The sequence below is a fragment of the Allosphingosinicella sp. genome, from assembly GCF_036403745.1.
Taxonomy (GTDB): domain Bacteria; phylum Pseudomonadota; class Alphaproteobacteria; order Sphingomonadales; family Sphingomonadaceae; genus Allosphingosinicella.
This window is the reverse complement of record NZ_DASWQI010000092.1, coordinates 18,524-43,666: the sequence shown is the minus strand read 5'-3', so window position 1 is coordinate 43,666 and position 25,143 is coordinate 18,524. Positions and strand designations below refer to the sequence as shown.

At 67.2% G+C, this 25,143-nt stretch carries 23 protein-coding genes and 1 tRNA gene; 13 read left to right on the top strand and 11 right to left on the bottom strand.

Features of this window, described 5'->3' with window-relative positions:
* The first annotated feature begins 71 nt into the window (after positions 1-71).
* The 6 genes from VGC56_RS17530 (at position 72) to VGC56_RS17505 (ending at position 5,607) form a co-directional block, all read left to right on the top strand.
* Positions 72-401 carry an ArsR/SmtB family transcription factor gene (locus VGC56_RS17530; RefSeq protein ID WP_464126964.1) on the top strand — a complete coding sequence of 110 codons (330 nt, stop codon included), beginning with the start codon at positions 72-74 and terminating at the stop codon, positions 399-401.
* The gene (locus tag VGC56_RS17525; protein WP_464126963.1) at positions 398-892 is read left to right on the top strand and encodes an SRPBCC family protein; all 495 of its coding nucleotides are present in this window, start codon (positions 398-400) and stop codon (positions 890-892) included. The genes VGC56_RS17530 and VGC56_RS17525 overlap by 4 nt, the downstream gene beginning before the upstream one ends.
* A 90-nt stretch (positions 893-982) precedes the next feature.
* Positions 983-1,357: a ribosomal maturation YjgA family protein gene (locus VGC56_RS17520; protein WP_464126962.1), complete on the top strand. Its 375-nt coding sequence runs from the start codon at positions 983-985 to the stop codon at positions 1,355-1,357.
* A gap of 30 nt (positions 1,358-1,387) precedes the next feature.
* On the top strand, positions 1,388-2,947 hold the full coding sequence (locus tag VGC56_RS17515; protein WP_464126961.1) for a M28 family peptidase: 1,560 nt from the start codon (positions 1,388-1,390) through the stop codon (positions 2,945-2,947).
* 47 nt (positions 2,948-2,994) lie between these two features.
* Positions 2,995-4,671, top strand: a complete 1,677-nt coding sequence (locus tag VGC56_RS17510; protein WP_464126960.1) for a dipeptidyl-peptidase 3 family protein — start codon at positions 2,995-2,997, stop codon at positions 4,669-4,671.
* 12 nt (positions 4,672-4,683) lie between these two features.
* Positions 4,684-5,607 (top strand): glutaminase, encoded by a 924-nt coding sequence (locus VGC56_RS17505; RefSeq protein WP_464126959.1) that lies wholly within the window; start codon positions 4,684-4,686, stop codon positions 5,605-5,607.
* 162 nt (positions 5,608-5,769) lie between these two features.
* Here the strand turns inward: VGC56_RS17505 and VGC56_RS17500 are convergent, their stop codons facing one another.
* The 6 genes from VGC56_RS17500 to VGC56_RS17475 form a co-directional block, all read right to left on the bottom strand.
* Entirely contained in the window at positions 5,770-6,573 is an 804-nt protein-coding gene (locus VGC56_RS17500) for a hypothetical protein (protein ID WP_464126957.1), read from the bottom strand.
* A gap of 361 nt (positions 6,574-6,934) precedes the next feature.
* Positions 6,935-7,429 (bottom strand): hypothetical protein, encoded by a 495-nt coding sequence (locus VGC56_RS17495; RefSeq protein WP_464126956.1) that lies wholly within the window; start codon positions 7,427-7,429, stop codon positions 6,935-6,937.
* A gap of 38 nt (positions 7,430-7,467) precedes the next feature.
* Positions 7,468-8,265: a sterol desaturase family protein gene (locus tag VGC56_RS17490; protein WP_464126954.1), complete on the bottom strand. Its 798-nt coding sequence runs from the start codon at positions 8,263-8,265 to the stop codon at positions 7,468-7,470.
* Positions 8,266-8,523: 258 nt separating this feature from the next.
* Positions 8,524-9,837, bottom strand: a complete 1,314-nt coding sequence (locus VGC56_RS17485; protein ID WP_464127110.1) for a DNA-packaging protein — start codon at positions 9,835-9,837, stop codon at positions 8,524-8,526.
* Positions 9,838-9,861: 24 nt separating this feature from the next.
* Complete coding sequence (locus tag VGC56_RS17480; protein ID WP_464126953.1) at positions 9,862-10,593, bottom strand: hypothetical protein; 732 nt, start codon at positions 10,591-10,593, stop codon at positions 9,862-9,864.
* A gap of 229 nt (positions 10,594-10,822) precedes the next feature.
* Entirely contained in the window at positions 10,823-11,107 is a 285-nt protein-coding gene (locus tag VGC56_RS17475) for a hypothetical protein (RefSeq protein ID WP_464126950.1), read from the bottom strand.
* Positions 11,108-11,595: 488 nt separating this feature from the next.
* Here VGC56_RS17475 and VGC56_RS17470 point away from each other — a divergent pair, with 488 nt between their 5' ends.
* From VGC56_RS17470 to VGC56_RS17445, 6 genes are all read left to right on the top strand, one after another.
* Entirely contained in the window at positions 11,596-12,450 is an 855-nt protein-coding gene (locus VGC56_RS17470; RefSeq protein ID WP_464126949.1) for a DUF433 domain-containing protein, read from the top strand.
* The gene (locus VGC56_RS17465; protein ID WP_464126948.1) at positions 12,447-12,839 is read left to right on the top strand and encodes a PIN-like domain-containing protein; all 393 of its coding nucleotides are present in this window, start codon (positions 12,447-12,449) and stop codon (positions 12,837-12,839) included. The genes VGC56_RS17470 and VGC56_RS17465 overlap by 4 nt, the downstream gene beginning before the upstream one ends.
* Positions 12,840-13,139: 300 nt before the next feature.
* Entirely contained in the window at positions 13,140-13,811 is a 672-nt protein-coding gene (locus VGC56_RS17460; RefSeq protein WP_464126947.1) for a hypothetical protein, read from the top strand.
* A 350-nt stretch (positions 13,812-14,161) separates the two neighbouring features.
* On the top strand, positions 14,162-15,871 hold the full coding sequence (gene rpsA, locus VGC56_RS17455) for a 30S ribosomal protein S1 (RefSeq protein ID WP_464126945.1): 1,710 nt from the start codon (positions 14,162-14,164) through the stop codon (positions 15,869-15,871).
* Between the two features lie 234 nt (positions 15,872-16,105).
* Positions 16,106-16,408, top strand: a complete 303-nt coding sequence (locus tag VGC56_RS17450; protein ID WP_464126943.1) for an integration host factor subunit beta — start codon at positions 16,106-16,108, stop codon at positions 16,406-16,408.
* A gap of 40 nt (positions 16,409-16,448) precedes the next feature.
* A tRNA-Leu gene (locus tag VGC56_RS17445) sits at positions 16,449-16,535 on the top strand.
* A 238-nt stretch (positions 16,536-16,773) separates the two neighbouring features.
* Here VGC56_RS17445 and VGC56_RS17440 read toward each other — a convergent pair.
* The 5 genes from VGC56_RS17440 to VGC56_RS17420 form a co-directional block, all read right to left on the bottom strand.
* Complete coding sequence (locus VGC56_RS17440) at positions 16,774-17,436, bottom strand: hypothetical protein (protein WP_464126942.1); 663 nt, start codon at positions 17,434-17,436, stop codon at positions 16,774-16,776.
* 1 nt (position 17,437) lies between these two features.
* A complete protein-coding gene (locus tag VGC56_RS17435) occupies positions 17,438-20,533 on the bottom strand; it encodes a TonB-dependent receptor domain-containing protein (protein WP_464126940.1) in 3,096 nt (1,031 codons plus the stop codon).
* Between the two features lie 279 nt (positions 20,534-20,812).
* Positions 20,813-21,436 (bottom strand): response regulator, encoded by a 624-nt coding sequence (locus tag VGC56_RS17430; RefSeq protein WP_464126939.1) that lies wholly within the window; start codon positions 21,434-21,436, stop codon positions 20,813-20,815.
* A complete protein-coding gene (locus tag VGC56_RS17425; protein WP_464126937.1) occupies positions 21,433-23,166 on the bottom strand; it encodes a sensor histidine kinase in 1,734 nt (577 codons plus the stop codon). Before VGC56_RS17425 ends, VGC56_RS17430 begins: the two co-directional genes overlap by 4 nt.
* A gap of 97 nt (positions 23,167-23,263) precedes the next feature.
* Positions 23,264-23,575 (bottom strand): PilZ domain-containing protein, encoded by a 312-nt coding sequence (locus VGC56_RS17420; RefSeq protein ID WP_464126935.1) that lies wholly within the window; start codon positions 23,573-23,575, stop codon positions 23,264-23,266.
* 107 nt (positions 23,576-23,682) lie between these two features.
* On the opposite strand from VGC56_RS17420, the gene VGC56_RS17415 reads away from it, so the two are divergent.
* Complete coding sequence (locus tag VGC56_RS17415) at positions 23,683-25,143, top strand: ABC transporter substrate-binding protein (RefSeq protein ID WP_464126934.1); 1,461 nt, start codon at positions 23,683-23,685, stop codon at positions 25,141-25,143.

Below are 25,143 nucleotides of genomic sequence, written 5' to 3'. Positions count from 1 at the left end.
TTCGTAGCATAAAAGGGAAGCGTTCAGAAGCGGGCTTGACCATAACACCACTGTTATATAACGACCACCGTATGAACCAGTTGGACGCCCAGTTCGCCGCCCTTGCCGACCCCGCGCGCCGCGCAATCCTGGCGCGCCTCGCGCGCGGGGAGGCGACGGTGACGGAGCTTCAGCGCCCTCTCGGCATCAGCCAGCCGGCCGTCTCCCGCCACCTGAGGCTCCTCGAGGCAGCAGGCCTGATCGAGCAGTCCCGCGCCGCCCAGGCCCGCCCGCGCCGGCTGAAGCCCGAAGGTCTCGACGCCGCCCGCCTCTGGATCGAGGAGCTGCGGAACCTGTGGGGCGACAGCTTCGACCGCCTCGAAGCCTTCCTCGCCGACCCCGCCCAAGGAGACGCCCGATGACCGACACGCCCCGTTTCACCATCACCCGGGCCTTCGATGCGCCGCGCGCGCGGGTTTGGGACGCCTGGACGAGGCCGGAGGCGCTCGCCTCCTGGTTCGGGCCCAAGGGCACGTCGGGCACAATCCTCGCCTTCGACCTGCGCCCCGGCGGCGCGTGGCGCGGGCGGATGGACATGCCGGACGGCGGCGCGATGTTCAGCAAGTTCGTGTTTCGCGAGATCGAGCCCATGTCGCGCCTCGTCTGGGTGCACGGATTCGCGGACGCCGAGGGGAACAGGATCCACCCGCCCTTCGCTCCGCAATTTCCGCTCGAGTTGCTGACGGAGGTGCTCTTCGCCGACGAAGGCCAGGGCACGAGGATCGACCTCAGCTGGACGCCGCTCGGCGCGACCCCGGAGGAGCAGGCCTTCTTCGCCGGCATGATGGCGTCGATGAACGGCGGCTGGTCGGGCAGCTTCGAGCAGCTCGACACCTTCCTCGCCGGCGGCTGAGCCGCGGCATCTGGCCCCAATCCTCACTCGGCCTCCATCCTTTCTCCTCGCGGCCTGGGTAAGCCAGCGGGCGGGGAGGGAATGAAGCAGATGCGCAGACATTATGCCCTGGCGGCGGCCGCGCTCCTCGTCGTCGAGGTCGCCATCGCACTCTTCGTGCATGACAGCTTCGTCCGTCCGTTCCTCGGCGATACGCTGGCGGTGATCCTCGTCTATCTCCTGGTGCGCGCGGCGACCCGGCTGGGCGTCCCGGCGGCGGCGGCGTGCGCGGTCGCAATCGCCTTCCTCATCGAGCTTGGCCAGTATGTCGGCTTGCTCAACATGCTCGGTCTCGCCGGAAATCCGGTGGCGCGCATCGTGCTCGGCACCGGCTTTGATCCCAAGGATTTTCTCGCCTATCTCGCCGGCGGGCTCGCAATGCTCGGGATGGAATTCCTGAGGAGCCGCGCGCGCCCCAGGAGTTGAGGCACGGTCGAAACGGGAGCGGCGACGGCAATGACGACAAGCAGCATCGAAATCCCCCGGACCGCGTTCAGCCGCCCGATGCTCCGCACCCTCCTCGCCGCCGCCTTGTGCAGCGCCGCCGCCGCCGCGGCGCCGATCCGCGATGCCGACACCGCAGCCTGGTGGCAGACCACCCGATACCTCGCCAGCGACGCGATGGAGGGGCGCGACACCGGCTCTCCCGCCTACGAACGCGCCGCCCGCTATGTCGCCGAGCGCTTCCGCCGCGCCGGTCTGAAGCCCGCCGGCGAGGGAGAGAGCTGGTTCCAGCGCGTGCCGCTCACCGAAGTGGCGGTCGACAAGCCTGGCACCCGCTTCGACATCGTCCGCGCTGGCACCGCTTTGCCCCTCGCCTTCCTCCACGACATAACCATTCGCCCGACCTGGCGGCTGGCGCCGATCCTCGACGCCCCCCTCGCCTTCCGCGGCGCCTGCTCCCGTGCCGAGATGCGCGACGTCGCCGGCAAGATCATCGTCTGCTTCAACTTGCGCCGCACCGCCGGCGAGCGCAGCGCCGCCGCCATCGCCGGCGGCGCCGCCGGGCTGATCGCGGTCGACAACCCCTATTTCACCGTCGAGCCGCCGCGCTGGCCCGCCGCCTACGCCCGCACCGTCCGCATCGAAGGCACGCCCGCCGCCGCCGACGAGGCGCTGCCGGTGATGCGCCTCAACGCCGACGCCTTCGCGCGCCTGATCGCCGGCTCCGGCCAGGACGCCGCGGCGATCCTCGCCGCCGGCGGTCGCGACGCGCCGCTCCCCTCCTTCGACATCCCCGCGCGCCTGCGCGCGCATTTCGCCATCCGCACCGCCCGATATTCCTCGCCCAACGTCCTCGCCCTCCTCCCCGGCACCGACCCGCGTCTGCGGCAAGAAGTCGTCGTCCTCGGCGCCCATCTCGACGGCTACGGCTATGGCGAGCCGGTGAACGGCGACCGCCTCTACAACGGCGCCCTCGACGACGCCGCCTATGTCGCGCTCTTGAACCAGCTCGCCGACAACCGTCACGGCCGCGGCTTCCGGCGCACCATCCTTTTCGCCGCGTTCACCGGCGAGGAGAAGGGCCTGCTCGGCTCCAACTGGTACGTGAAGCACCCCACGGTGCCGCTCGCGTCCACCGCGGCGATGATCAACCTCGACCAGCTCCGCCCGCTCTTCCCCCTCGACATCCTCACCATGCTGGCGGTGAACGACACCAGCCTCGGCGCCACCGTGCGCCAGGTCGCCGGCCCGATGGGCATCCGCATCCAGGCCGATCCCGAGCCCGAGCGCGGCCTCCTCCAGCGCGCCGACCATTGGCCGTTCCTCCAGCAAGGGGTCCCGTCCACCGGCTTCATCTTCGGCTACGTCCCCGGCACCGACGCGGAGCGGCGCTACCGCCTGTGGTACCGCACCCGCTACCACCACCCGGCCGACGATTTGACCCAGCCCATGGATTTCGCCGCCGCGCAGAAGTTCAACAGCTTCTTCTACCGCCTGGTGGAAGCCGTCGCCGACGCCGACACGCGCCCCACGGTCCTTCCCGACAGCCCATATCGCCACCGTTCCAAATAGCCGCCCCCGGCGCTACAGCGGGCGCGACAACATCATGGGAGAGTGTGATGCGTAACGCCCTGCTCGCGGCCCTGCTCGCCGCCACCGCCGCCTGCACGACCGGTCCCGGCAGCCCGCCGCCCCCGGACCGCGCCGCCGCCGCGCCCGAGGGCACCAGCCTCGCCGCCCAACGCGCCAAGATCGCCCGCATCGAGATGCACCCCGATACCCGGTTCCTCAATGCCGAGGAGCGCGACGTGGTGAACCTCCTCATCCAGGCCGCCGACCTCCTGAACCCCGTCTTCCTGCGCCAGGTCAGCGCCGACAATCCCCGCGTCCGCGACGAGATCGCCCGCTCCGGCCGCCCCGACCGCGCTGCCCTCCTCGACTGGTTCGATTTCAACGCCGGCCCGTGGGACACGCTCGCCGACAACCGCCCCTTCTGGGGCGACCGCCCGCTCCCCGCCGGCGGCGGCGTCTACCCCGCCGACCTGACGCGCGAGGCGCTCGACGCCTATCTCGCCGCCCATCCCGGCGAGAAGGAGGCGCTGACCAGCCCCTACACCGTGGTCCACCGCGAGGGCGACCGCCTCGTCGCCGTGCCGTACAGCGTCGAATACCGCCAGTGGCTGGAGCCCGCCGCTTTGCTCCTCGAAAAAGCCGCGGCCCGCACGAGCAACGCCAGCCTCAAGCGCTTCCTCACCCTGCGCGCCGCCGCCTTCCGCTCCAACGATTATTACGAATCCGAGATGGCGTGGATGGACGTCTCGGGCACCCCCATTGAGGTCGTGATCGGCCCCTACGAAGTCTATGCCGACAACATCTACGCGCAGAAGACGGCGTTCGAATCCTACGTCACCGTCGCCGATCCGAACCAGTCCGCCGCCCTCGCCCGCTACAAGGCCTTGCTGCCCGACATGGAGCGCAACCTCCCCGTCGACGCCAGATACAAGAACGCCAACCGCCCCTTCTCCTCCCCCATCCTCGTCACCGAGGAAGTCCATGGCGGCGGCGAGGCCGGGCCCGGCATCCAGACCATCGCCTTCAACCTTCCCAATGACGAGCGCGTCCGCGCCGCCAAGGGCGCCAAGAAGGTCATCCTCGCCAACGTGCTGGGCGCCAAATACGAGCGCATCGTCGCCCCGCTCGCCGGCCTCGTATTCGTCCCGGAGCAGGCCCGCTCGGTGACCAAGGCCTACATGACGCAGGAGACCCTGTTCCACGAGCTGTCCCACAGCCTCGGGCCCGGCATGCTGACGCTGAACGGCCGCCAGACCACCGTCAACGCCGAGCTCAAGGACCAGTATAGCGCCATCGAGGAATCCAAGGCCGACGTGATGGGCGCCTGGAACGTCCTCTACCTCATGCACCGCGGCGAGCTGCCGATCGCCGAGCGCGAGCAATTGATGGCGAGCTACATGGCCGACGTCTTCCGGCACCTGCGCTTCGGCACCGCCGACGCCCACGGCCGCGGCGCCGCCATGCAATATGGCTTCCTGAAGGAGCATGGCGGCATCGCCTGGGATCCGGCCGCCCGCCGCTTCCGCCTCGATTACGACAAGCTCGAGGTCGGCATCCGCCTTCTGGTCGGCGAGATCGTCCGCATCGAGGGCGAAGGAGACTATGCCGGGGCCAAGGCGTTCCTCGACCGCTACGGGCGGCTCGACCCGGACGCGCAGGCGGTGATCGCGACGATGGTCCACATCCCCGTCGACATCCAGCCCATCTACCCGAGCCGGATCTGAGGAAAGGCGCGCATGAGCTTCCAGGACGTCCTCGAGGAGGTGGTCGCCGACATTTCGGCCTATCGCGGCCAGGGCAAGGTCGCGGCCTATATCCCCACCCTCGCCCGCGCCGACACCTCGAAGCTAGGCGTCGCCGCCGTCCTCGGCGACGGCAAGAGCCATGCGGTCGGCGACACCGACGAGGCCTTTTCCATCCAGAGCGTCGCCTACGTCTTCACCCTGGCGCTGGCGCTGCAGCACCACAAATCCGCCTTGTGGAACCATGTCGGCCGCGAACCGGCCGGCTCGCCGGTCAACTCGATCATCCAGCTCGAAATGGAAAAGGGCCGCCCGCGCAACCCCTTGACCGCCGCTGGCTCCCTCGTCGTCTGCGACCAGCTGATCGGCCGCCGCTCCGCCGACGAAGCGCTGGAGGAGCTTCTCCAGTTCATCCGCACCTGCGCCGGCGACGACAATATCGCCGTCGACGAGACCCTCGCCATGTCGGAATCCAAGGCCGGCGCGCTCAACCGCAGCCTCGCTTATTTCATCGCCGCCTTCGGCAACCTCCAGAACCCGGTCGAGCAGGTCCTCTCCTTCTACTACCGCCAATGCTCGATCGCGATGACCTGCCGCCAGCTCGCCCGCGCCGCCCTGTTCCTCGCCTTCGACGGCACCGATCCCGTGACCGGCGCCCAGGTCACCATCCCGTCCCGCTCGCGCCGTATCAACGCCCTGATGCTGACCGCCGGCCATTACGACAATTCGGGCGACTTCGCCTTCCGCGTCGGCCTCCCCGGCAAGAGCTCCGTCTCCGGCGCCATCATCGCCATCGCCCCCGGCCACGGCGCCGTCTGCACCTGGTCCCCCGGCCTCAACGCCGCCGGCACTTCGCTGGCGGGCGCGATGGCGCTGGAGCGGCTGGTGGAGCGGACGGGTTGGTCGATTTTTGTGTGAGGGGCGGTGGGGGCGTTCCGGCGGTAAAGCGGCCCCGAGGCGCCTCTCTCCTCCTCCGTCATGCTAAACTTGTTTCAGCATCCAAGGTGGAAGCGGCAGGGCGGGCGAAGGACTGGACCCTGAGACAAGTTGGGGTTTATCCCCTTGCGACATGTAGGCGCTCTAATCGCCGCTGTTGCCGCGCTCGCAGGCGGTAAAGACGCCGCAGCCGTTGTCCTCAAGGTAGTTGGGGTCGAGGTAAACCTTGAACGTAAGGCGCCGCCGCTTTCCGAACGCGTCCCAATAGATAACGACGCCGAAGATCCCAAGCGTCGATGTGCCAAACTGTATTGCAATCACTTCGTCATAGGCGATCGGCGCCTCATACCGAATAGGCACCGCGACGCTTTGCCCCGCTCCGAGGAGCGTTCGAGAGCAGTCGATATCCTTAGTAAAACGAACTTTGGTTTCACTAGCGGATTTACCGCCCTCTGCGAAGAACAGTTGGCTCTTAACAATAAACTTATAGGCGGGGGTCTGCCCTGTGTTGGCTATCTCATAACGTATTTTGGGAACGTTGCCAGCCATGATCCCCGAAACCGAGAACTTACGGGTGACGAGATAGGCGCGAAGCTGGCGTTCGCCCGTTTCTCTGGCAATGCTGTTGGCGTTACGCGCCTCCCTGAGAGCTTCGTCCGTTTGGGATACGTTGCGAAGAAGGAGGATGACGCCCGCAAGCGTAATGGGGGCCTGGCAGAGAGAGACTATCAAAACCCACCAAGCCCAATCCGCGGCCTCCCGCTGAGCATCAAGGTTCCTCTCAGCGCGCTGCTCCTCGTGGAAGGAGCTTATGGCATCATCAATGCAGTGGGCTCGCGCAGCCTGTGGTTGCCTGCCGCAGTCAGCTACGCGCTGCTGAGTAGCGCTCCGATAGTGTGACGTTTGTTTCTGTGCTTCGCTTCGGTGCTGTCCGGCTGATTCCCCCATGTGGTATCCAGCAAACACAAAAAGCAGTGGCAGGAGCAAAGACCCAGCTGCCGCTCCGAGGTATGCAAAAAGGTACCCGTGCCCCCGCCTGACCATGAGCAGGGGATATACGCGATGCACGACCCGAACCAAGCAGACTCTCATGAACTTGGGAGGCCTGGTGGAGCGCACAGGTAGCGCGATTTTCGTGTGAGGGGGCCGGAGCGCGGGGCGGCGCTAGGCGCTGCGCTCAATCGGCCAGATCACCTCAACCGTTCGGGCTGAGCTTGTCGAAGCCCTGTCCTTCTCTTCCGCCGCAAACGAAAGCAGGGGCTTCGACAGGCTCAGCCCGAACGGTGTTGGAGGATCAGCGGGCCGGCCTCTACCGCCCCGACACATGCAGGTCCCGCCACGGATTGAGACCGCCGCCGAACCCGAGCTTGTTGTCGCAATTGAGCAGCCGCTCGAACGCCGCCTTCGCCTCGGGCGTGCGCCCGTCGATACGATACACGTCGCCGCCGTCTTTTTGCACGGCCGCCACGAAGCCGCCGGGATGGCGGCGGATCAGCATCCGGGGATCGAAGAAGAAGTCGACGCTGTGGCGGCCGTCAAGCTGGACCATGCCGCGGCCGGCGGCGCGGACCGCCTCGCCGTCGATAATGAGGGTGACGCCGGGCAGTTCGTCCCGCGTCGCGAGCCCCGCCAGGGCATCGCCGCTGACGCTCACCGCCGAGCCGATCGGACCGGCGGCGAGGTGGACGTCAAGCTTGCCGTGCGCGGCCTCGCCGATCGCCTCGCAGAAATCGTGGGAATTGCCGTTGTGCCACTTGGCGGGCTCCCGACCGCTTGTGCCGCACCCTGCGGCGAGGAGCGGCACCAGCAGCGCCGGGAGGAGGAGCCGCGCCCGCCCGCACCTCAGGCCGCCCGGTCCTGCCGCCCCTCGCGCTGCCGCGGATGGCCGGTGGCCACCCCCCCGGACAGCTTCGCCACGTGCGGGTAGCGCTCCGCCATCTCCGGCGTGTAGCCGAGGTTGAAGACGGTCGGGCTCTTCTTCGGCCGCTCGGGACGGTCGTAGAAGGTGCCGAACAGGCGGTCCCAGACGAAGCTGGTGATGCCGTAATTGCCGTTCTCGTCGTGGAAATGGTGGGCCATGTGGCGCTTCTTCATTTCCGCCAGCCACTTGTTCTTGGGCTTGTAGGCGAGGTGCTGGATGCAGTGGCAGAATTCGTAGAAGCAGGTGGTGAGGAGGCCGGTGGCAAAGGCGATGGCCGCGCCGCCGGGGCCGGCCTGCCACGGCGCGCCGATCGCGTAGCCGACCGGCAGGGTGGCGAGCGCGATGGTCGGCACGGTGGTGTGGAGGGCGCCGAACAGCACTTCCAGATGGTTCGGGTCCTGGTGATGATCGTAATGGATGCGCTTCCAGGTCGAGGCGAGCGGCGCCACCTTGAACATCCAGCGGCTGTGCAGCACCCAGCGGTGGAGCACGTACCAGACGAGCGGATAGACGAAGGTCGCCGCGGCGACCGCGATCAGCGTCGGCGCGGGCGGCGCCGGGCTGCGCACATAGAAGGCGATCGCCACCGCGGCGAGGAGGACGTAGCCGATGATCGCCGGATACTGGACGTAGGCGAGGACGAGCTCCTTGAGCGTCATCTTGTCGAGATGATGCTCGCGTCTCCAGAAGCTCGGGCGCAGGGCGTGGGCGATCTTCATGTCATTCCTCAGGTTTTTACGGCCGGAGCGGCGGCTACGCGCGGTGCGGCGGCCTGGACCCCGATATGTGTCGTTCCCCTGAACATGCAATACGGCCCTTTTGAGGCCGACGCCACCCCGCCCCGGCTGCGCGGCAGGCTGTAGGGGGCTCGCGCGCGTCGTCAAAACCCAAAACAGGGACAGTATACATTTTCGACGGGGGCTCCGCGCGCTGCTTGCCCCAAGGGGAAATGTATACTGTCCCTGTTTTCCGGCCTCTCAAAGAAACGTGATCCGCGCCTGAGGCCGCCGCCGCGCCAGCTCGGTCATCGCCCACACCATCGCGTCCGCCCGATCAGGCGATCCGCGCGGCCCCTCATAGCCCCCGCCCGCGGTAAGCCCCGCCATCTCGTCCTCCAGCGCCGGGAACCGCCCGGCCAGCCGCGCCTTGCCCGCCTCGAACCAGGCCGCCACCGGCTCGGCCCGCGCCGCCTTGCCGCGGCTGGCGCTGACGAGGCGCACCGGCAGCCCCGGCTCCACCCCCCGCAGCACGCTTTCGACCATGTCGCCGCCCTGGTTCTTCTCCGCGACCACCCGGTCGGCCTCCCACGCCTCCGCCGCCCGCGCCACCGCCCGCGCCCATTGCTCCGGCCGCGCCCGCTCCATTGTGCAGTCGGCGAGCACGTAGGCGATCCCGTCCTCGCCCAGCGCACACACCACGATCCCGCACGCATCCCCGTGCGCCGACACCGGCGGATCAACCCCGACCACGACGCGCCTCCACCGAGGCAAAGGTCCACTTTGCCTCGACCTCTCGATCACCTCCCGCGTCCACAAAGCCCCCTCGACATCCTCCAGCAGCTCCCCGTCCAGCTCCTGCCGCCCGAGCCGCGTGCCGCCATAGGTCTCCACCGCCCAGTCGACGAACGCCGCCGGCAGATGCGCATTCTCCCCCGTTCCGCCGCCCGTCTCGACGGTGCCGGCCAGCCCCCGCAGCCGCGCAAGGATCCGCCCCTGCCGCGGCGTCGTCGTCACCACGCAGCGCGGCTGCGCGCCCAGCCGCAGCCCCATCTGCAGATTGTCCCAGGCGGCTTCCGCGTAGCGCCACTTGGCGATCTCGTCGCACCAGGCGAAATGATGCTCCGGCCCGCGAAGGCCTTCCGGATTGGCGCCCGAATAGACGAACGCCTCCGCCCCGCTCGCGAATCGCAACGTCCCCAGGGTCGGAAACCAGGCCGGCGAATCGTCGTCCCGCGCCAGCGCGAGCAGCCCGCTCGGCCCCTCGACCATCACCTTCGCCGCCTCCTCCCGGCTCGCCCCAATGAGGGCGATGCGAAGGGAGCACTGACCCCCTCCCGCCGCCTTCGCCTGCGCGATCCGCCCGAGCAGCCACTCCGCCCCGGCCCGCGTCTTGCCGAAGCCGCGCCCCGCCATCAGCAGCCAGGTCCGCCACTCCCCGTCCGGCGCCCGTTGCCCGCCATGCGCCTGCCACGCCCACGCATGATAGAGCGCGCGCCTGACCGGCCCCGACAGGCCCTTCAGGAACCACGCCCAAGCCGCCCCATCCGGCAAAACTTCCGCCGCCTCCTCCATCAGTTGAAGAGGAAATGCCGTCACCTATGCCTCCCCGTCCTCAGACGGGGAGCGGGACCAAGCTCTGCTTGGTGGAGGGGTAACTGGCACCGCACCCGGCGCGTTTTCAGCCGAACCGCTGCCCTCCCCGATGTCAGGTACGCGCACCTGACATCGCTCCCGCCCCATCGCCCGCTGCCGCTTGGCAAACACAGCAAGCCGCTTCGCCAGCGCCTTTTCCACCTCGGCATTGCTCGCGATCTGCGGCGTCCGCCCCTTCTGCCGCCGCGCCACCGCCCCGCCTCGTTTCGCCTCGATCCGCGCAACAAGGTCGAGCACGCGCACCGGATCCGGCGGCACCAGCTCGACCGCATCCAGATCGCCGTCCACCACGATCGGCCCCTTCGCCTTATCCTCCATCAGCCGAGCCTGCGCCCGCACCGACCCCTGCTCCATCGCGACGTCGAACGCCTCTCGAAACCGGGCATCCTTCACCCGGTGCTTCCACACCGTCTTGGCGGAAACGCCCGCCTTGGCCGCGGAGAACACGCAATTCCCCGTCGCCGCAAACCATTCGAGAAACACCTTGCGCCTCTTCTTGTCGAACAGCTTGCGCTTGCCGACCCGCGCCACCTGCATGTCCCGATGCTTCCCCGCCCGCGCGACGAACCCGTCGCCCGAGGGAGTCTCGGCCTTCTCCTCACCCTCGCCCGCCTGATCCTGGCCCGGCGCATCCTCGCCGGCCCTGTCCTCACCCGCCTGATCCTCACCCGCCACGTCGCTCCTCCCCCGCCGGGACATGAGAAGCCGCCCGCCCCCATGCACCCGGAAATCACACCACACCCGTACGCTCTTTGTTCCACACTCCGCACCGGAAGTCAAGCAAAATCACCAAATAGGCGATTTCCTATTTTCCGCAGATTTCCGCCCCGCATGGATACGGGCGTGAGGAGGAGGCGCCCAACGAGCGCTCCCTTCGCGCCTTCGCGCCTTCGCGTGAACCGAATCAGCTGCCTGCGAACCGCCGCGCATCGCGCAGGACGGCCGCCAGGAGCAGCGCCCCGCCCCGCATCTCCCACACCTGCTCGCCGAACAAAGTCTCGAGCTTCACCGCGAGCGCGCCCAGATCCGGCGCCGGCGTCCTGAGCATCCGCTTCATCGCCGCGTCGTGCCGGTCCCCGAGCCTGTCGTAGAGCGCCTCATCGTCCGGATGCCGAGCCGCCCCGATCGCCGCGTCCGCCGGCCCGAAACCGCCCCAGCGCCCGCCCCCACCGCGCCTCTTCCACGTCATGCCGGACAGGGGACCCCACCAAAGTACTACTTTGGTGGGAACCCTGATCCGGCATCCACCTTCCTTGCGGCGCCGACGTCGGCCATCGGGGGAAAGAGGTGGACCCCGGGTCAAGTCCGGGGTGACGCCCAACCACGGGAACCGCGCAAGCGCCGGCTAGCAGCGCGCGACGGGTAAGGCTAAGCTGCCCAGCAGCCATCCTTCGCCTCCTCATGCAGGCGTGCGGGTGTTCGCGTCCGAACCAGGGCCTCGGCCTTGGGTCGGTACTGACTTTAAGTATACTTATTATCGGGGGCGGTCAATAGCCGAAGAGCAAAAAAGGCGCCGAGGCCGTCCCGCCACTGGCAACGACCCGGTGCTGTCGGTGCGAATCCCGACTGAACTCTTCGCTGCTGTTGGAGCCTGGATCGAGGCTCAACCAGAGCCGAAGCCTTCGCGTTCTGAGGCGGTTAGGCGGCTGCTGGAGAGAGCGCTGAGCTGAAGCGCCAATGGTTCTCGTGTTGAGTGGCCTGAACCCTGTGGATAACGGGGACAATCTCTCTGCGGTGAGGGCCCTTATCCTGTGTACAGCCTGTGGATATCGCGCATCAAGTGATTGCCTTTGCCCACTGGAAGAGTATGCCTCCCTCGAACGAGATCGAGATGACATGCCAACCGCGGACTTCGGAATTGGGGCCTACACTCCGGTAGAAGCAGCCAAGCTTCTCCACATGCAGCCCACGACGCTCCGTCGCTGGCTCTACGGTTACGAATACGACCACGGAGAGGGAGAGGTGCACCAGCCGCCGCTCTGGACTCCGCAGTATGACCCTGACGACGATGGGCCCCTGTTGGGATTTCGAGACCTAATCGAAGCCCGCATCGTCGGTGCGCTTCGTCGCTCTCGGATAGGGCTTCCCACCATTCGCCTCTGCATCGACCGCGCGAAAGAGATTCTCGGCGATGATCATCCTTTTTCCACGAAGGCGTTCAAATCGGATGGCCGCAAAATCTTCCTCGAAATCACCGATGGGGTCGAGGAGCCTCGCCTGATCGACTTGAAAGAGCGGCAACATGTTTTTCGGGCGTTCGTGCTCCCTTCGCTGTCGGGGTTGGAGTTTGGAGGAGAAGGAGCTGCACGATGGTGGCTAGTTCCGAACCGGCGGACCCTTGTGGCGGACCCTGAACGCTCGTTTGGACAACCGATCGTTGCAGAGACAGGGTTGCTCACTTCCAGGGTAGTGCAGGAAGTCAGAGCTGAGGGTTCTCCTGAGAGGGTGGCCAAATTATATCAATTGCCTCTCCGGGCGGTGCGGGATGCGATCGCCTTCGAGCAAGGGCTGTTGCTGCCGAAAGCAGCTTGAGGCTCTTCGTCGACAATAATCTTCCGCCAGTCCTCGCTCGAGGACTCGGAGCACTCTTTGCTGGTTCCCACGAGGTGATCTCTCATCGTGATAAGTTCGGCAAAACACACATAAAGGACGACGAGTGGATCCCGGCCTTGGGAGCGGAGGGAGGATGGGCAGTTCTGTCCGGGGACCTCAATATTGCCCGAAAGCGGCCGATGAGGGAGTTGTTCCTTCGCTCAAACCTCGTGGGGTTCTTTCCGAAAGCCGCGGTGATGGAATTACCTCTTCACAAGAAGGCCTCTAGGATTCTTTTTGTATGGGATAGGATGGAGCGGATCTCGAGTGACGTCCGCCCAGGAGTGTTCGAGCTACAGATACGCGGGGATCAGTTCAGAGCGTTGTGATCCCCAGCAGTCTCTGCACGAGAGGTGGCTATCGGCTTCGATAAGCGCCGCCGACTCCGGCTTGGGACCCGCGTAGGTCCACCGAAGAAAACATCGGGCCCTTGACGAACGCTCCCGCGTCTGGCGAAAGAAGTCCTGGGTGATGGTGTAATGGAAACACGCCGCTTCGCGGAGTCTAGTCGGGTTCGATTCCCGATCACCAAAAGGCATGTCAGAGTGCCTTTTGGTGACAGGGGGTAGCGATTGGCTCCGTTACCCCCTGCTGCGCTGTACAAAGCCCATGTTCAAAACCTCCATTCGGTGCGCGACGGCATCGCACAGGTGGAGCGGGAACTGCGTGCTGCTCTTGCTCGAGGTGATCAATCATCTTCTGACGCGCTGCTGAAAATCCTGTTGCTACTCATTGGCGGCTGGGCTGAGTGCCGTCTCCGTAAGCTCTTGTTCGAGCCCAACGGCTTCGATGATGCCGAACGAGGTCTCATTTCAGCGGAGCGTCGCCAGATCGACGGGTGGTTGAAAGCAGTGGAGATCGGATTCCGCCGCCGCTACCGGCTTCCAAGAGCAAACCTAGATGTCGCGCTTCCTCCAATTCAGAAAATGCTTCGCGACACATTGCGGCAGACGATCAAAGATGATCTGGGACCAATCATTGAGATGCGCAACACTCTTGCACATGGCCAATGGTCAAGGCCACTCACCAACAACGGTGATCGTATCTCTAATACAGTGCTCGCTGCGATCAGGAAGGAAAACGCTCTCTCTGCGCGATACAAGATGACGATACTGGAGGCATTAGCTGGAAGCATCCATGATTTGGTTTCCGGTGGAGTGGCCTTCGAGAGGGATTTCAATAAACACTTTTCGGGTGTTGAGGCAGCACGGCGTGACTTGCGAACGCGAGATTACGGAAAATGGCGAGTGGCTATGGTTGATAAATTCCGCCGTGGCCAACGCCGCCGAAGCGCCGCTTGAGCGGTGACAGCGATCGCAAACGAGCGGCGTGCTAGTTTCCCTCTCCCACCAAGAGCCGCACCCCCCGCCCGCAGGTACCACTTGCGGGCGCACCCCCCTTTCCCCTATATCCCCCCTCGTCCGGCGGGCGCTAAGCGCTTGCGGGAGCTCGGCTTAGGCTAGCGCGCGAGGGGAAGGGGCGAACGGCCCAACCCTCGACGCGCTCTTTTTGCTTATGCGCATCGCTCCGCTCGCGCCCTTGGGCTCGCCAGACGCTCCGCTTTCGCATGGTGCGGGTGGGGCATGTCAGGTTCCAAGACCGGGGGAGACAACCCCTGGCCGGAATATGAAGATCGAAGGAAGAGATATTTATGGCCACTGCGGCGATGCCGACGCGCGAGGATTTCGCGAAACTTTTGAACGAGACCCTGGGCGGCGAGAAGGAAGGCTTTGAAGGCAAGGTCGTCAAAGGCACCGTCACCGGAATCGAGAACGACCTTGCGGTCATCGACGTCGGCCTGAAGAGCGAGGGCCGCGTGCCGCTGCGCGAGTTCGCAGCGCCGGGCCAGAAGGCCGAGATCAAGGTCGGCGACGTCGTCGACGTCTATGTCGACCGGGTCGAGAACCACCAGGGCGAAGCGATGCTGTCGCGCGACCGCGCCCGCCGCGAGGCCGCCTGGGACAAGCTCGAGACCGAATTCACCGCCGGCAACCGCGTCGAAGGCGTGATCTTCGGCAGGGTGAAGGGCGGCTTCACCGTCGACCTCGGCGGCGCCGTGGCGTTCCTTCCGGGTTCGCAGGTCGACATCCGCCCGGTCCGCGACGTGACGCCGCTGATGGACGTCCCCTCGCCGTTCCAGATTTTGAAGATGGACCGCCGCCGCGGCAACATCGTCGTGTCGCGCCGCGCCATTTTGGAAGAGACGCGCGCCGAGCAGCGCTCCGGCCTCATCCTCAGCCTCGCCGAAGGCCAGGTGGTCGACGGCGTCGTCAAGAACATCACCGATTACGGCGCCTTCGTCGACCTGGGCGGCATCGACGGCCTGCTCCACGTCACCGACATCAGCTACAAGCGCGTTAACCACCCGTCCGAGGTGATCAATATCGGCGACACGGTGAAGGTGCAGATCATCCGCATCAACCGCGAGACCCAGCGCATTTCGCTCGGCATGAAGCAGCTCGAGGCGGATCCGTGGGAGGGCGCCGGCGCCAAGTACCCGGTCGGCGGCGTGTTCAAGGGCCGCGTGACCAACATCACCGAATATGGTGCGTTCGTCGAGCTGGAGGCCGGCATCGAGGGCCTCGTCCACGTTTCCGAAATGAGCTGGACCAAGAAGAACGTCCACCCGGGCAAGATCGTCTCCACTTCGCAGGAGGTCGACGTGTCGGTGCTCGAGGTCGATGAGGACAAGCGCCGCATTTCGCTGGGCCTGAAGCAGGCGCAGGCCAATCCGTGGCATGCCTTTGCGGATTCGCATCCGGTCGGCACCGAGGTCGAGGGCGAGGTCAAGAACGCCACCGAGTTTGGCCTGTTCATCGGCCTCGACGGCGACGTCGACGGCATGGTCCACATGTCCGACATCGCCTGGGGCGTGACCGGCGAGGAAGCGCTCAATCTCCACCACAAGGGGGAGATGGTGAAGGCGGTCGTGCTCGACGTCGACGTCGAGAAGGAGCGCATTTCCCTCGGCATGAAGCAGCTTGAGCGCGGCGGGGTCGCCAAGGGCGGCGCCGGTGCGTCGGGCGGGGTCAACAAGAACGAGACCGTCACGGTCACCGTTCTCGAGGTTCGCGACGGCGGCCTGGAAGTGCAGGTCGGCGACGACGGCGCGACGGGCTTCATCAAGCGCACCGACTTGGGCCGCGACCGCGACGAGCAGCGGCCGGAGCGTTTCCAGGTCGGCCAGAAGTTCGACGCGATGGTGACGGGCTTCGACCGTTCCAAGAAGCCGACCTTCTCGATCAAGGCCCTTCAGATTTCCGAGGAAAAGCAGGCCGTTGCCCAATACGGCTCCTCGGATTCCGGCGCGAGCCTGGGGGACATCCTCGGCGAGGCGTTGAAAGCCAAGCAGGGCAGCTGACCCACCAACCGGGGTCGCTGATCCAGATCAGGGGCGGGGGCCGTGGGCCTCCGCCCTTTTTCGTGACCCGCGGGGGTCGCCGGACGGGACGGGCTGCTCGTTTTGTGGGGCATTTCAAGCCGCTGCTCTTGCCAATCCGGGTGTTTTCCGGTCTAAATGGCCCAAAGGGCGCGTGAGGGGGATTTCGCGGCTTTGCGTCTATGCATCCTGCCCTGAGACTGAGGGGGAATCTTCGTGATCCGTTCCGAGCTTGTCCAGAAGCTTTGCGACGATCATCCTGACCTGACGGCCAAGGAGATCGAGCGTGTCGTCTCGGCCTTTTTCGAATCCGTCATCTCGCAATTGCAAAAGGGCGGCCGCGTCGAGCTGCGCGGCTTCGGCGCCTTTTCCACCCGAGACCGCGACGCCCGCAAAGGGCGTAACCCGCGCACCGGCGACACGGTCGACGTCTCCGCCAAGCGCGTACCCTATTTCAAGCCGGGCAAGGAAATGCGCGAGCGCCTGAACCTCCAGGACGGCGCCGGCAGCGACTCCTGATCTTCCCCGCCGCGGGCGCGGGCGCTAAGCTCGAAGACGTGCGGACGTGGCGGAACCGGTAGACGCCAGAGACTTAAAATCTCTTGTCCTTCGGGGCGTGCGGGTTCGAGTCCCGCCGTCCGCACCAGCTTCGGCGCCAGCAGGGAAGCGGGACGCTCAGAGTTCGCCCCCCCCTCAATAGCTCCGATTGACGCATCCGTTCGGGCTGAGCTTGTCGAAACCCTGCCCTTCTCGTCTCGCGCGGAAGGGAAAGCAGGGCTTCGAGAAGGTCAGCCTGAACGGGGTCTAAGTATCAACCCGACAGACCTCCGCGCTCGATCAAGCGCGGCGTCACGGAAATGCGGAAATCCGAACGGCTAAGCCCCTCAGGGCTGGAACACGCCCTTGAGCAATTCCGCGGCGGCGCGGGCGGCGGCGTCGTTGACTTCCGCCGGGCTCGGATCCTGGCGGGTCAGCATCGGCCGCAAGGCGAGGCGCATGTGGAGCTCGTCGGCAAACGCGTCAAGCGCGTCCTGGTGAAGGAGCACCGCCGGCGATGCTGCCTGCAGCGTCCGCTTCGCGCAATCCCGCAGCGCAGAGGCAAGCGCATCGAGCACGCCTTTCCAGCGCTCCGGCTCGCGCACGCAGACCATCAGCAGCTCGCGATAGTCGGACGTGGCGACGACGGCCGCCGCATGGCTCGCCGCCCGCTGCACCAGCTGGCGCGGCGTGCCCCGAACAGGCGCCACGTCGAGGATCTGGCCCACGACCTTCGCCGACATCCCCGCGACGGCGACTTCGACCAGGCGGTCGATGCTGTCGTAATGCGACTTGATGAAGCCGGGCGAGGTGTTGGCGGTGCCGAGCAGCTCGCGCACCGTAATGCCCTCGGGCCTTTTGCCGGCGAACAGGCGGTAGGCGCCGAATTCGACCCGCGCCCGTGCTTCCCCGCCGCGGGTCTGGATCGGCCGCTTGGCGGGCGGCTCGCGGAAAGCGGCGGGTCCCGCTGGGGACCCGCCATAATTCCTGTCGAGAACCTCGCCGGGCACCTTAGAAGTCCAGCGTGACACCGGCGAAGATGTACCGGCCGAGCGAGTCGTACACCTGCGGATAGGTGTTGCCATTGCCGAACGGCGCGGGCGTGACGAGCGTCGGCGGGATCTTGTCGAAGATGTTGTTGGCGCCGAGACGGAACTGGTAGTGATCGCCAATGTGCGCGGTCAGCACCAGGTCGAAATAGTTCTGCGCCTTGATGTTGTCGCTGCCGGCCGTGCGGGCGGTGCGGGCGAGATCCGTATCGGTGCTGAGCACGTCACGATCGACCGCGGCGAAGTAGCGCCACTGGCCGGAGAGACCGATGCCGCCCGGCGCCGTGTAAGTGACGCGCAACTTGTGGCGCCATTTCGGATTGGGCGTGCCGCATTGGGCGCCGAAGAAGCCGGCGCAGTCGAACGACACCGCGGCGTTCGGCGACCGCACCAGCGTGTCGAGATAGGTGCCGACGAAGCTGATGCCGAGGCTGCCGAGGCCCGACGGCAGCGGCTGGGTGTAGGAGCCGTTGATGTCGAAACCGCGGGTCGAAAGCGCACCGGCGTTGAAGTTGAGATCGACGACGTAGCCGTTCGGCGAGAGCCACAACGACCCCGCCGCGTCTCGGTGGATGTTGGCGCAGTAGAAGGGTGACGCGGTCGAGATGCACTGGGCGATGATCACGTCCGCCCCGAGTGCGCCGATCACGTTCTTCACCCGGATGTTGAAATAATCGACCGACAGAGCGAACCGCGGCAGCCAGCGCGGCTGGAGCACGATGCCCGCCGTGAACGAGTCGGCCTTCTCCGGGCTTAGCCCGGGGTTGCCGCCCGTCTGCCCCTGATACTGCCCCGCTGGGTTCGCGCGGATGTTGCCGTACTGGGCCGCGGTGACGCCGGTGAGCGCGCACTGGGCGGCCGTTGCCGTCGGCGTTCCGCCAGGCGCGTTCGAGCACGGATCGGTGGAGCCGTCGAGCGCCACGTTCTGGGCCGAGAACAGTTCGACGATGTTCGGGGCCCGAACCGCGCGGTTGACGCTGGCGCGGAACTTGATGTCGTGCACCGGCGCCCACTCGCCCTCGATCTTCCAAGTGTTGGTCGAGAAGCTGTTCGCCGCAATCTGATATTTGGAGTAGCGGTAGCCGCCGCGGATTTCGAGCAGGCTGAAGAACGGCCTGTCCTCGACGAGGGGTAGCTGCACCTCGCTGAAGAATTCCTTGACGTGGAACTGGCCGTTGAGGCCGATCGTCGCGCCGCCCTGGCCGGCGAGGTCGCCGGTCGAGAATGCCTGGTCGGTCGCGAACTCCAGCTTCTCCTTGCGATACTCGCCGCCGAGGTTGATCGCGAGGCCGTGGCTCGCCCACGGTGTCTGCAGCCCGTATTGGCCGAGCTGGGCGGTGACCGAGGCCGTCGCCACCGACTCCTGGGTGTTGCCGCGCGAGAAGCCCGGCGTCTGCAGGTAGCTGAGGGCCGCCGCGGAGACGCCGCCGGGGGTGAAGATGTCGTACGGGACGCAGTTCGGGTCCTGCCCGTTCAGCACCGCGCGGCAAGTCGGAACGCCGCCCGGACCGCTCACGACGTCGAGCGCGCGGCGCAGGCGCGTCACCGAGAAGTCGTTGAAATAGGTCTGGGCGAAGACGACGCGGCCATATTGGTAGGAGGCATCGTAGGAGAAGCCGCCGCCCAGATCGCCGCGCATGCCGGCGACGATGCGATAGTCGGTGTGCTGCAGGTCGTCGCGGCGACCGCCGCCCTCGACGTTACGGCGAAGGATCTGCAAATTGCCCTGATTATAGGGATTGCCGTTCTGGTCGATGAAGACGGTGGGCGGCGTCCCGGCGGGATTGGCCGCTGTCGGCGCCTTGAAGCCCACGAGATTAGCCGGAGCGCACGCGATCGCGCGCTGCTGCGCCGACATAAGCGGGTTGTCGCAGTTGATCGTCGTCGTGTTGCCGAAGTCGCCCGACGGCGCGATCTGGGCGACCGAACGGTCGTCCATGAACATCGCTTCCATGTACGGGTGCAGCGCGCTGCTGATCTCGTAATCGGCGAACGCGCCGAACGTGTAGCGCTCATCCGGACGCTGATAGTAATTGTACGGGCCGAAGTTGAACGGCGTGCTGCCTGCGGCGAACGTCCGGCCCGGGCCGACCTGGAAGGTCTGGGTATTGGTGAAGAAGGTGCCGTTCGCCGACGTCGCCGAGCCACCGCAGTTGAAGTTGCGGCCGAGCGTGGCGGCCTGCGCCGGGGTGCGATCCGCAAGCGAGCAGAACGAATAGTCGCGGTCGCGCTGCAGCACCGCATGCTGACGGCGATAGGTGGCGTAGGCCGTGATGTGGCCGTGGCCATCGTCGAAGCCCGCGCCCATCACGAGGCTGGCATCGACCGTGCCGCCGTCGGCGGTGTGGCCGATCGGCACATTGAAGCCACGCGCGGTGTTGGCCGCCTGATAGCCGCCGACGTCGTCGTTATTCATGTGATCGAAAAAGCTGTACTGCGCATCCATGCGGATGCCTTCGAACTTCGTGTCCATGACGAAATTGACCACGCCGGCGACGGCGTCGGCGCCGTAGACCGACGAGGCGCCGCCGGTCAGCACGTCGATGCGATCGACGGCCAGGGCCGGGATGAAGTTGATGTCGGCGACGGGCGAGCGCGGATCGCCCGGCATCACGCGGCGGCCGTTGACCAGCACGAGGGTGCGCCGCGAGCCGAGGCCGCGAAGGTTGACCGTGGCGGTGCCGGTGGCGCCGTTCGAGATGTTGGAACCCTGCGCCGCGAAGGACTGCGGCAGGGAGTTGATGATGTCTTCGGTGCGGGCCGTGCCCTGCAGCTTCACTTCGGCGGCGTTCACCACCGTGATCGGGCTGGCCGAGGAGAGGTTCGGCTGCGGAATGCGCGTGCCGGTGACGACGATGCCCCCTTGGTCGTCGCCGTCGCCGTTGGCGGGAGTGGCGCTCGTCGAACCCTCGACAGGGCCGGCCTGCGGCTGGGTCTGGTCGCCGGTGCGCGGCTTGGCGGGCGGGCTGCCCTGCGCGAAGGCCGGCGTCGCGATGCCGATGGCGCCGCCGATGAAGGTGGTGGCGAGCAGGGTATTCAAAATCCGGGTCTTGTTCATGTCCGTCCCCCTAATGCGGCTCCAGCCGCAGCCGACGCCCCGCGCAGGCTGTATAGCCGCTATGTGACAGACGCTCTTTAGGTCAGCTTCGACACGGTACGCAATTCCTCTAAATAAAAGGAAGTTTATGCGTGGCGTGTCGGCAACAGGTTAACTTTCGTTTTATTCATATAACGTGAAGCATACTTTGCTGTACTTCGGGTACGCGTAAATAACTTTAGTTACGCGTACCCAAGAGAATTCTAATATTTTTAGAGACCAAAGCTCGGCAGCCGCGCGTCAGCGCGCCGCATGCTCCACGAGGAGCGCCAGCTCGGTGCGGCTGCCGACCTTGAGCTTCCTGTAGATGCGGTGGAGGAAGACCTTCACCGACCCCTCGCTGAGACCGAGCGCTTCGCCGATCTCGCGGTTGCGCAGCCCTCGCGCGACCATTTGGGCGAGCTGCTGCTCGCGCGGCGGCAAATGGTCGAGGGGGCCGCGCGGCTGCCCGTGCGCCGCCGCCTCGCGCCACCGCTCGAGCAGGCAGCCGTCGATCCAGGTGCCGCCCTTCGCCACCACCCGCAGGCATTCGAGCAGCCGCACATGGGCCATTTCCTTGAGCACGATGCCGCCGACCCCGAGCCGCATCGCCTCGATGAGGTTGCCGTCGTCGAGGCTGGCGGTGAGCAGGACGGTGGGCACGCGCGAGCCCTCGGCCTTGAGCAGCCGCAGCACTTCGACGCCGCCCAGCCTCGGCATGCGCACGTCGAGGAGAAGGATGTCCGGCGCCTCCTCCCGCACCGCGGCGAGCGCGGCCGCGCCGTCCTCGACCGCGCGGGCGATGACGAACTCGGTCTCGCGGAGCAGCGATTCGAGGCCCGAGAGGATGATCGGATGGTCGTCGGCGACGAGGATCCTGATCATGCCGCCATCGCTCCGATCGGCAGCAGAATCGAGAGGCGCGTCCCGTCCTTGCCGGTTTCGATGTCGAGGGTGCCGCCGCGCTGCTGGACCCGGTCGAAGATCGAGCGCGGGCCGATACGGCCGGCGGCGATCTCGGCATGTCCGAACCGCCCCGCCTGGGCGAGCCCGCGGCCGTCGTCGCTGATCCGCAGGCGCAGCCGGTCCGCGCCGGCTTCCAGCGCCACCGCGACCGAGCGTGCGCCGCCATGGCGCGCGGCATTGGCCGCCGCTTCGCGGACGAGGTGGTGGATCTCCGTCTCCAGCCGGCTGTCGACCAGGACCGGCGCCGGCGCATCCTCGACGCGCAGCTGGATGCCCCACTGCCGGCCGAGCCGGTCGGCGAGCGGCTTGAGCGTCGCGGCGGCGTCCACCGCGGACGGGCCCGCCGCGCCTTCCTTCAGCCGGCGGATGAGCGCGCGCAGATCCTGCTGCTCGCGCGCCAGCTCGGCCTGGAGCTCGTCGATCTCGGCGGCGATGCCGGCCGCGCCGCCGGTCCGCTTCAGCCCTTCGAGGCGGAGCGCAACGCCGGCGAGGAACTGGACCATGCCGTCATGGACGTCGCGCGCGAAGGAGAGGCGGGCGCGCATGATTGCCGCCCGCTCGTTCGCCCGCACCAATTCGGCGCGTTCGAGGGCGATCGTCACCTCCTCGTGGAGCGAAGCGGCGGTTTCTACGTCGTCGGGGCTCAGCCCCCGTATGTCGGCGACCAGCAGCTCGCCGCGTATCTCGCCCGAGCGCAATGGCAGGCGGATGCCGCTGACGAGGCCGTAGCGGTCCGCCAGCGCGTCGCTGACCGACTCGCGCATCGCCTCGGTGCGGGTCCGCGGCCAGCGTCCCCGCAACACGGCCTCGCGGCTGCGGTCGAAGATCATCACGCTGTCGCCCGCCGCCGGCGCGACGATCGGATCATAGGGTTCGGGCTCGAGCCGCTCGAAGCCGATGAGCCCGCCCTTGAAGCTCACCACATAATGCCACGGCTCCTCGTCGTCGCACCAGACGGCGAGCGCGGTGCGGCCGCCGAGCCGCTCGGCAATGCCGGCGAGGCTGTGGCGGAAGAATTCCTCCGGCCCCCGCGGCTGGAGGTCGCGCGGCAGGATCGGGGCGCCCGACGCCGTCCGCGACGCGAACCACAGCAGCATAAGCGCGCTGAACACCAGCATGTACATGACGCGCAGAGCGAAGCGCTCGATGTCGAAGGCCTCGGTGCCCCAGGTCGAAGCGCTCAACCCCTCGACGGCGTAGATGACGATCAGGGCGGCGGCGGTGGCCAGCGTCTCGCGCCACCCCCAGCGCAGCGAGGAGGAGAGGAGGATGAAGATGAAGAACAGGAAGAACGGGCTGGCATAGCCGCTGGTCACATAGTTGAGCGCGGTGAACATGAGCAGGTCGAGCGCGTGGAAAGGCAGCGACAGCCGCGCCTCCAGCCACCAGCGGTTCCAGGTGACGAGCACATAGGCCGAGGCAAGGCCGGCATAGCCCCACAGGAACAGGTTGGCGGAGGCCTGGTGGACCTCCGGCTGCTTCGGATCGGCCCACAGCACGAAGATGAAATAGAGGGCTAGGATGGCCCGGCCGACCGCGACGACGCGGCCCGAGCGATTCTCGAAATCGCGCCAGAGGCTCCGCCGCACGGGCGCCGGCACCGCCGCCGCGGTGGGGGCGATCGCCCTGCCCTGCTCAGCAATGTCCATTCGTCTCATCCCCCGCCCAGCCGCCATCATAGAGGCTTGGCGGACAAACGGAACGGGGTTCGTAATTGGAGCGGCGGGGCGCGACGGCCTCGGCGGTCTAGCCTACCGGGGTCGCGGTCCATTCGCAGCGGGCGAGGCTGATCGGATCGACGAACTGGCCGCCGATCTTGCCGCCCAGTTGCCAGCGCACCTGTGCGTTGACGGCGCCGATGCCCGGCACGTCGAGCGAGACGTAGCTGCCGATCCGCACCGGATCGGCGCATTCGGCCATGAAGCCCTCGGTCGAAACGTCGCGAATGCGGACCTTGACGGAATAGAGGCTTTGGTGGCGCAGGTCCGCGGTTCCGCTGACGGGCTTGCGCTGCGTCTTGCGGATCTTGAACTGCGAGGAGGGTGGCTCGGCGCTCATCAGATCCTTTCCTGCGCGGCCACCCTAGCGGGCAAGAAGTGAAAGACGGGTAAAGGCGCGGCCTCGCCCTACCGCATCGCGGGCGGCTGGTTTATCGCTCGCCCCCCATGCCGAGTCGGACGCTCCTCGCAGCCGCCCTCGCCGCCTTCCTGGCCGCGGGCGCCGGCTGCACCCCGCCGGACGCCGGGCCCATCGCGGTGAGCGCGGTCGGCGGCACCCCGCGCCTCGCCAATCCGAGCCGCGACGCGGTCGATCCGCCGTCGGCCTATTTGCTCCAGACGGCGGCGCAGGGGCTGGTGCGGTTCGACGCCGACGGAGACATTTCCCAGGGCCTCGCGCAGAGCTGGATCATCTCCGACGACGGCCTGCGCTACACCTTCCGCCTCGCCCGCGCGAAATGGCCGGACGGTACGCCGATCACCGCCGACGAGGTGGTGGCGCGCCTCAAGGCGGTATCGGCGCCGGGCAGCCGCAATCCGCTGAAGCCGGCGATGGGCGCGGTCGACGAGATCGTCGGCATGACCGAGGAGGTGCTCGAGATCGGCCTCAAGGCGCCGCGGCCGAACTTCCTCCAGCTGCTCGCCCAGCCGGACCTGGCGATCCTGCGCAACGGTACCGGGGCGGGCCCGTTCCGGGTCGCGGGGCAGACAGGGGGCGTGCTCCGGCTGTCGCCGCCCAAGTCCGACGACGAGGAAAGCGACCGCCGCCCGCCGCCCGATGTCCTGCTGCGCGGCGACAGCGCCGGCGCCGCCATCGCCCGGTTCGAGCAAAGACAGGCGGCGTTGGTGCTCGGCGGCACAGCCGCGGACCTGCCGCTCGCCCGGGCGGCGCGGGTGCCGGGCGGCGCCTCGCTGGTCTTCGATCCGGTCGCGGGCCTGTTCGGCTTCGCCTTCACGCCGGTGCTGGAAGGGCCACTCGCCTCCGCCGACGCCCGCCAGGCGCTCAGCATGGCCGTCGACCGCGCCGCCATCGCCGTCGCGCTGGGTGCCCCCAATCTGCAGCCGCGCGAGAGCATGCTCCCGCCCGGCGTGGAGGGCCTCGCGGCCCCCGCCGTCCCCGCCTGGACCGGCGGAACCATGCCGATGCGCCGCGCTCTCGCCGCCCGCACCCTCGCGCCGCTGCTCAAGGGCAGCAAGCTCCACCTCCGCGTCGCGCTGCCGGAGGGTCCCGGCTACCGGGTCGCCTTCGCCATTCTGCGGCGCGACTGGGCGGCGATCGGGGTGACGGCCGAGCGCGTCGGCCCCGCCGCCCCGGCCGACCTGCGCCTCGTCGACGAGGTCGCGCCGGCCAGCCTGGCCAGCTGGTACCTGCGCCACTTCGAATGCGGCGGCGGCCTCGTCTGCGACACGGCCGCCGACCAGGCGATGGAGGCGGCGCGCAACGCCCAGAGCCAGGACGCCCGCCGCGCAGCCCTCGCCGAGGCCGACCGGATCCTCGCGGGCGCTGCGCCGTTTATCGAGATCGCCGCCCCGGTGCGCTGGTCGCTGGTCGCGCCGCGGCTCACCGGCTTTCGGCCGAACCCGTTCGGCAGGCACCCTGCTGGCGAACTGGTCCGCGGCTCCCCATAA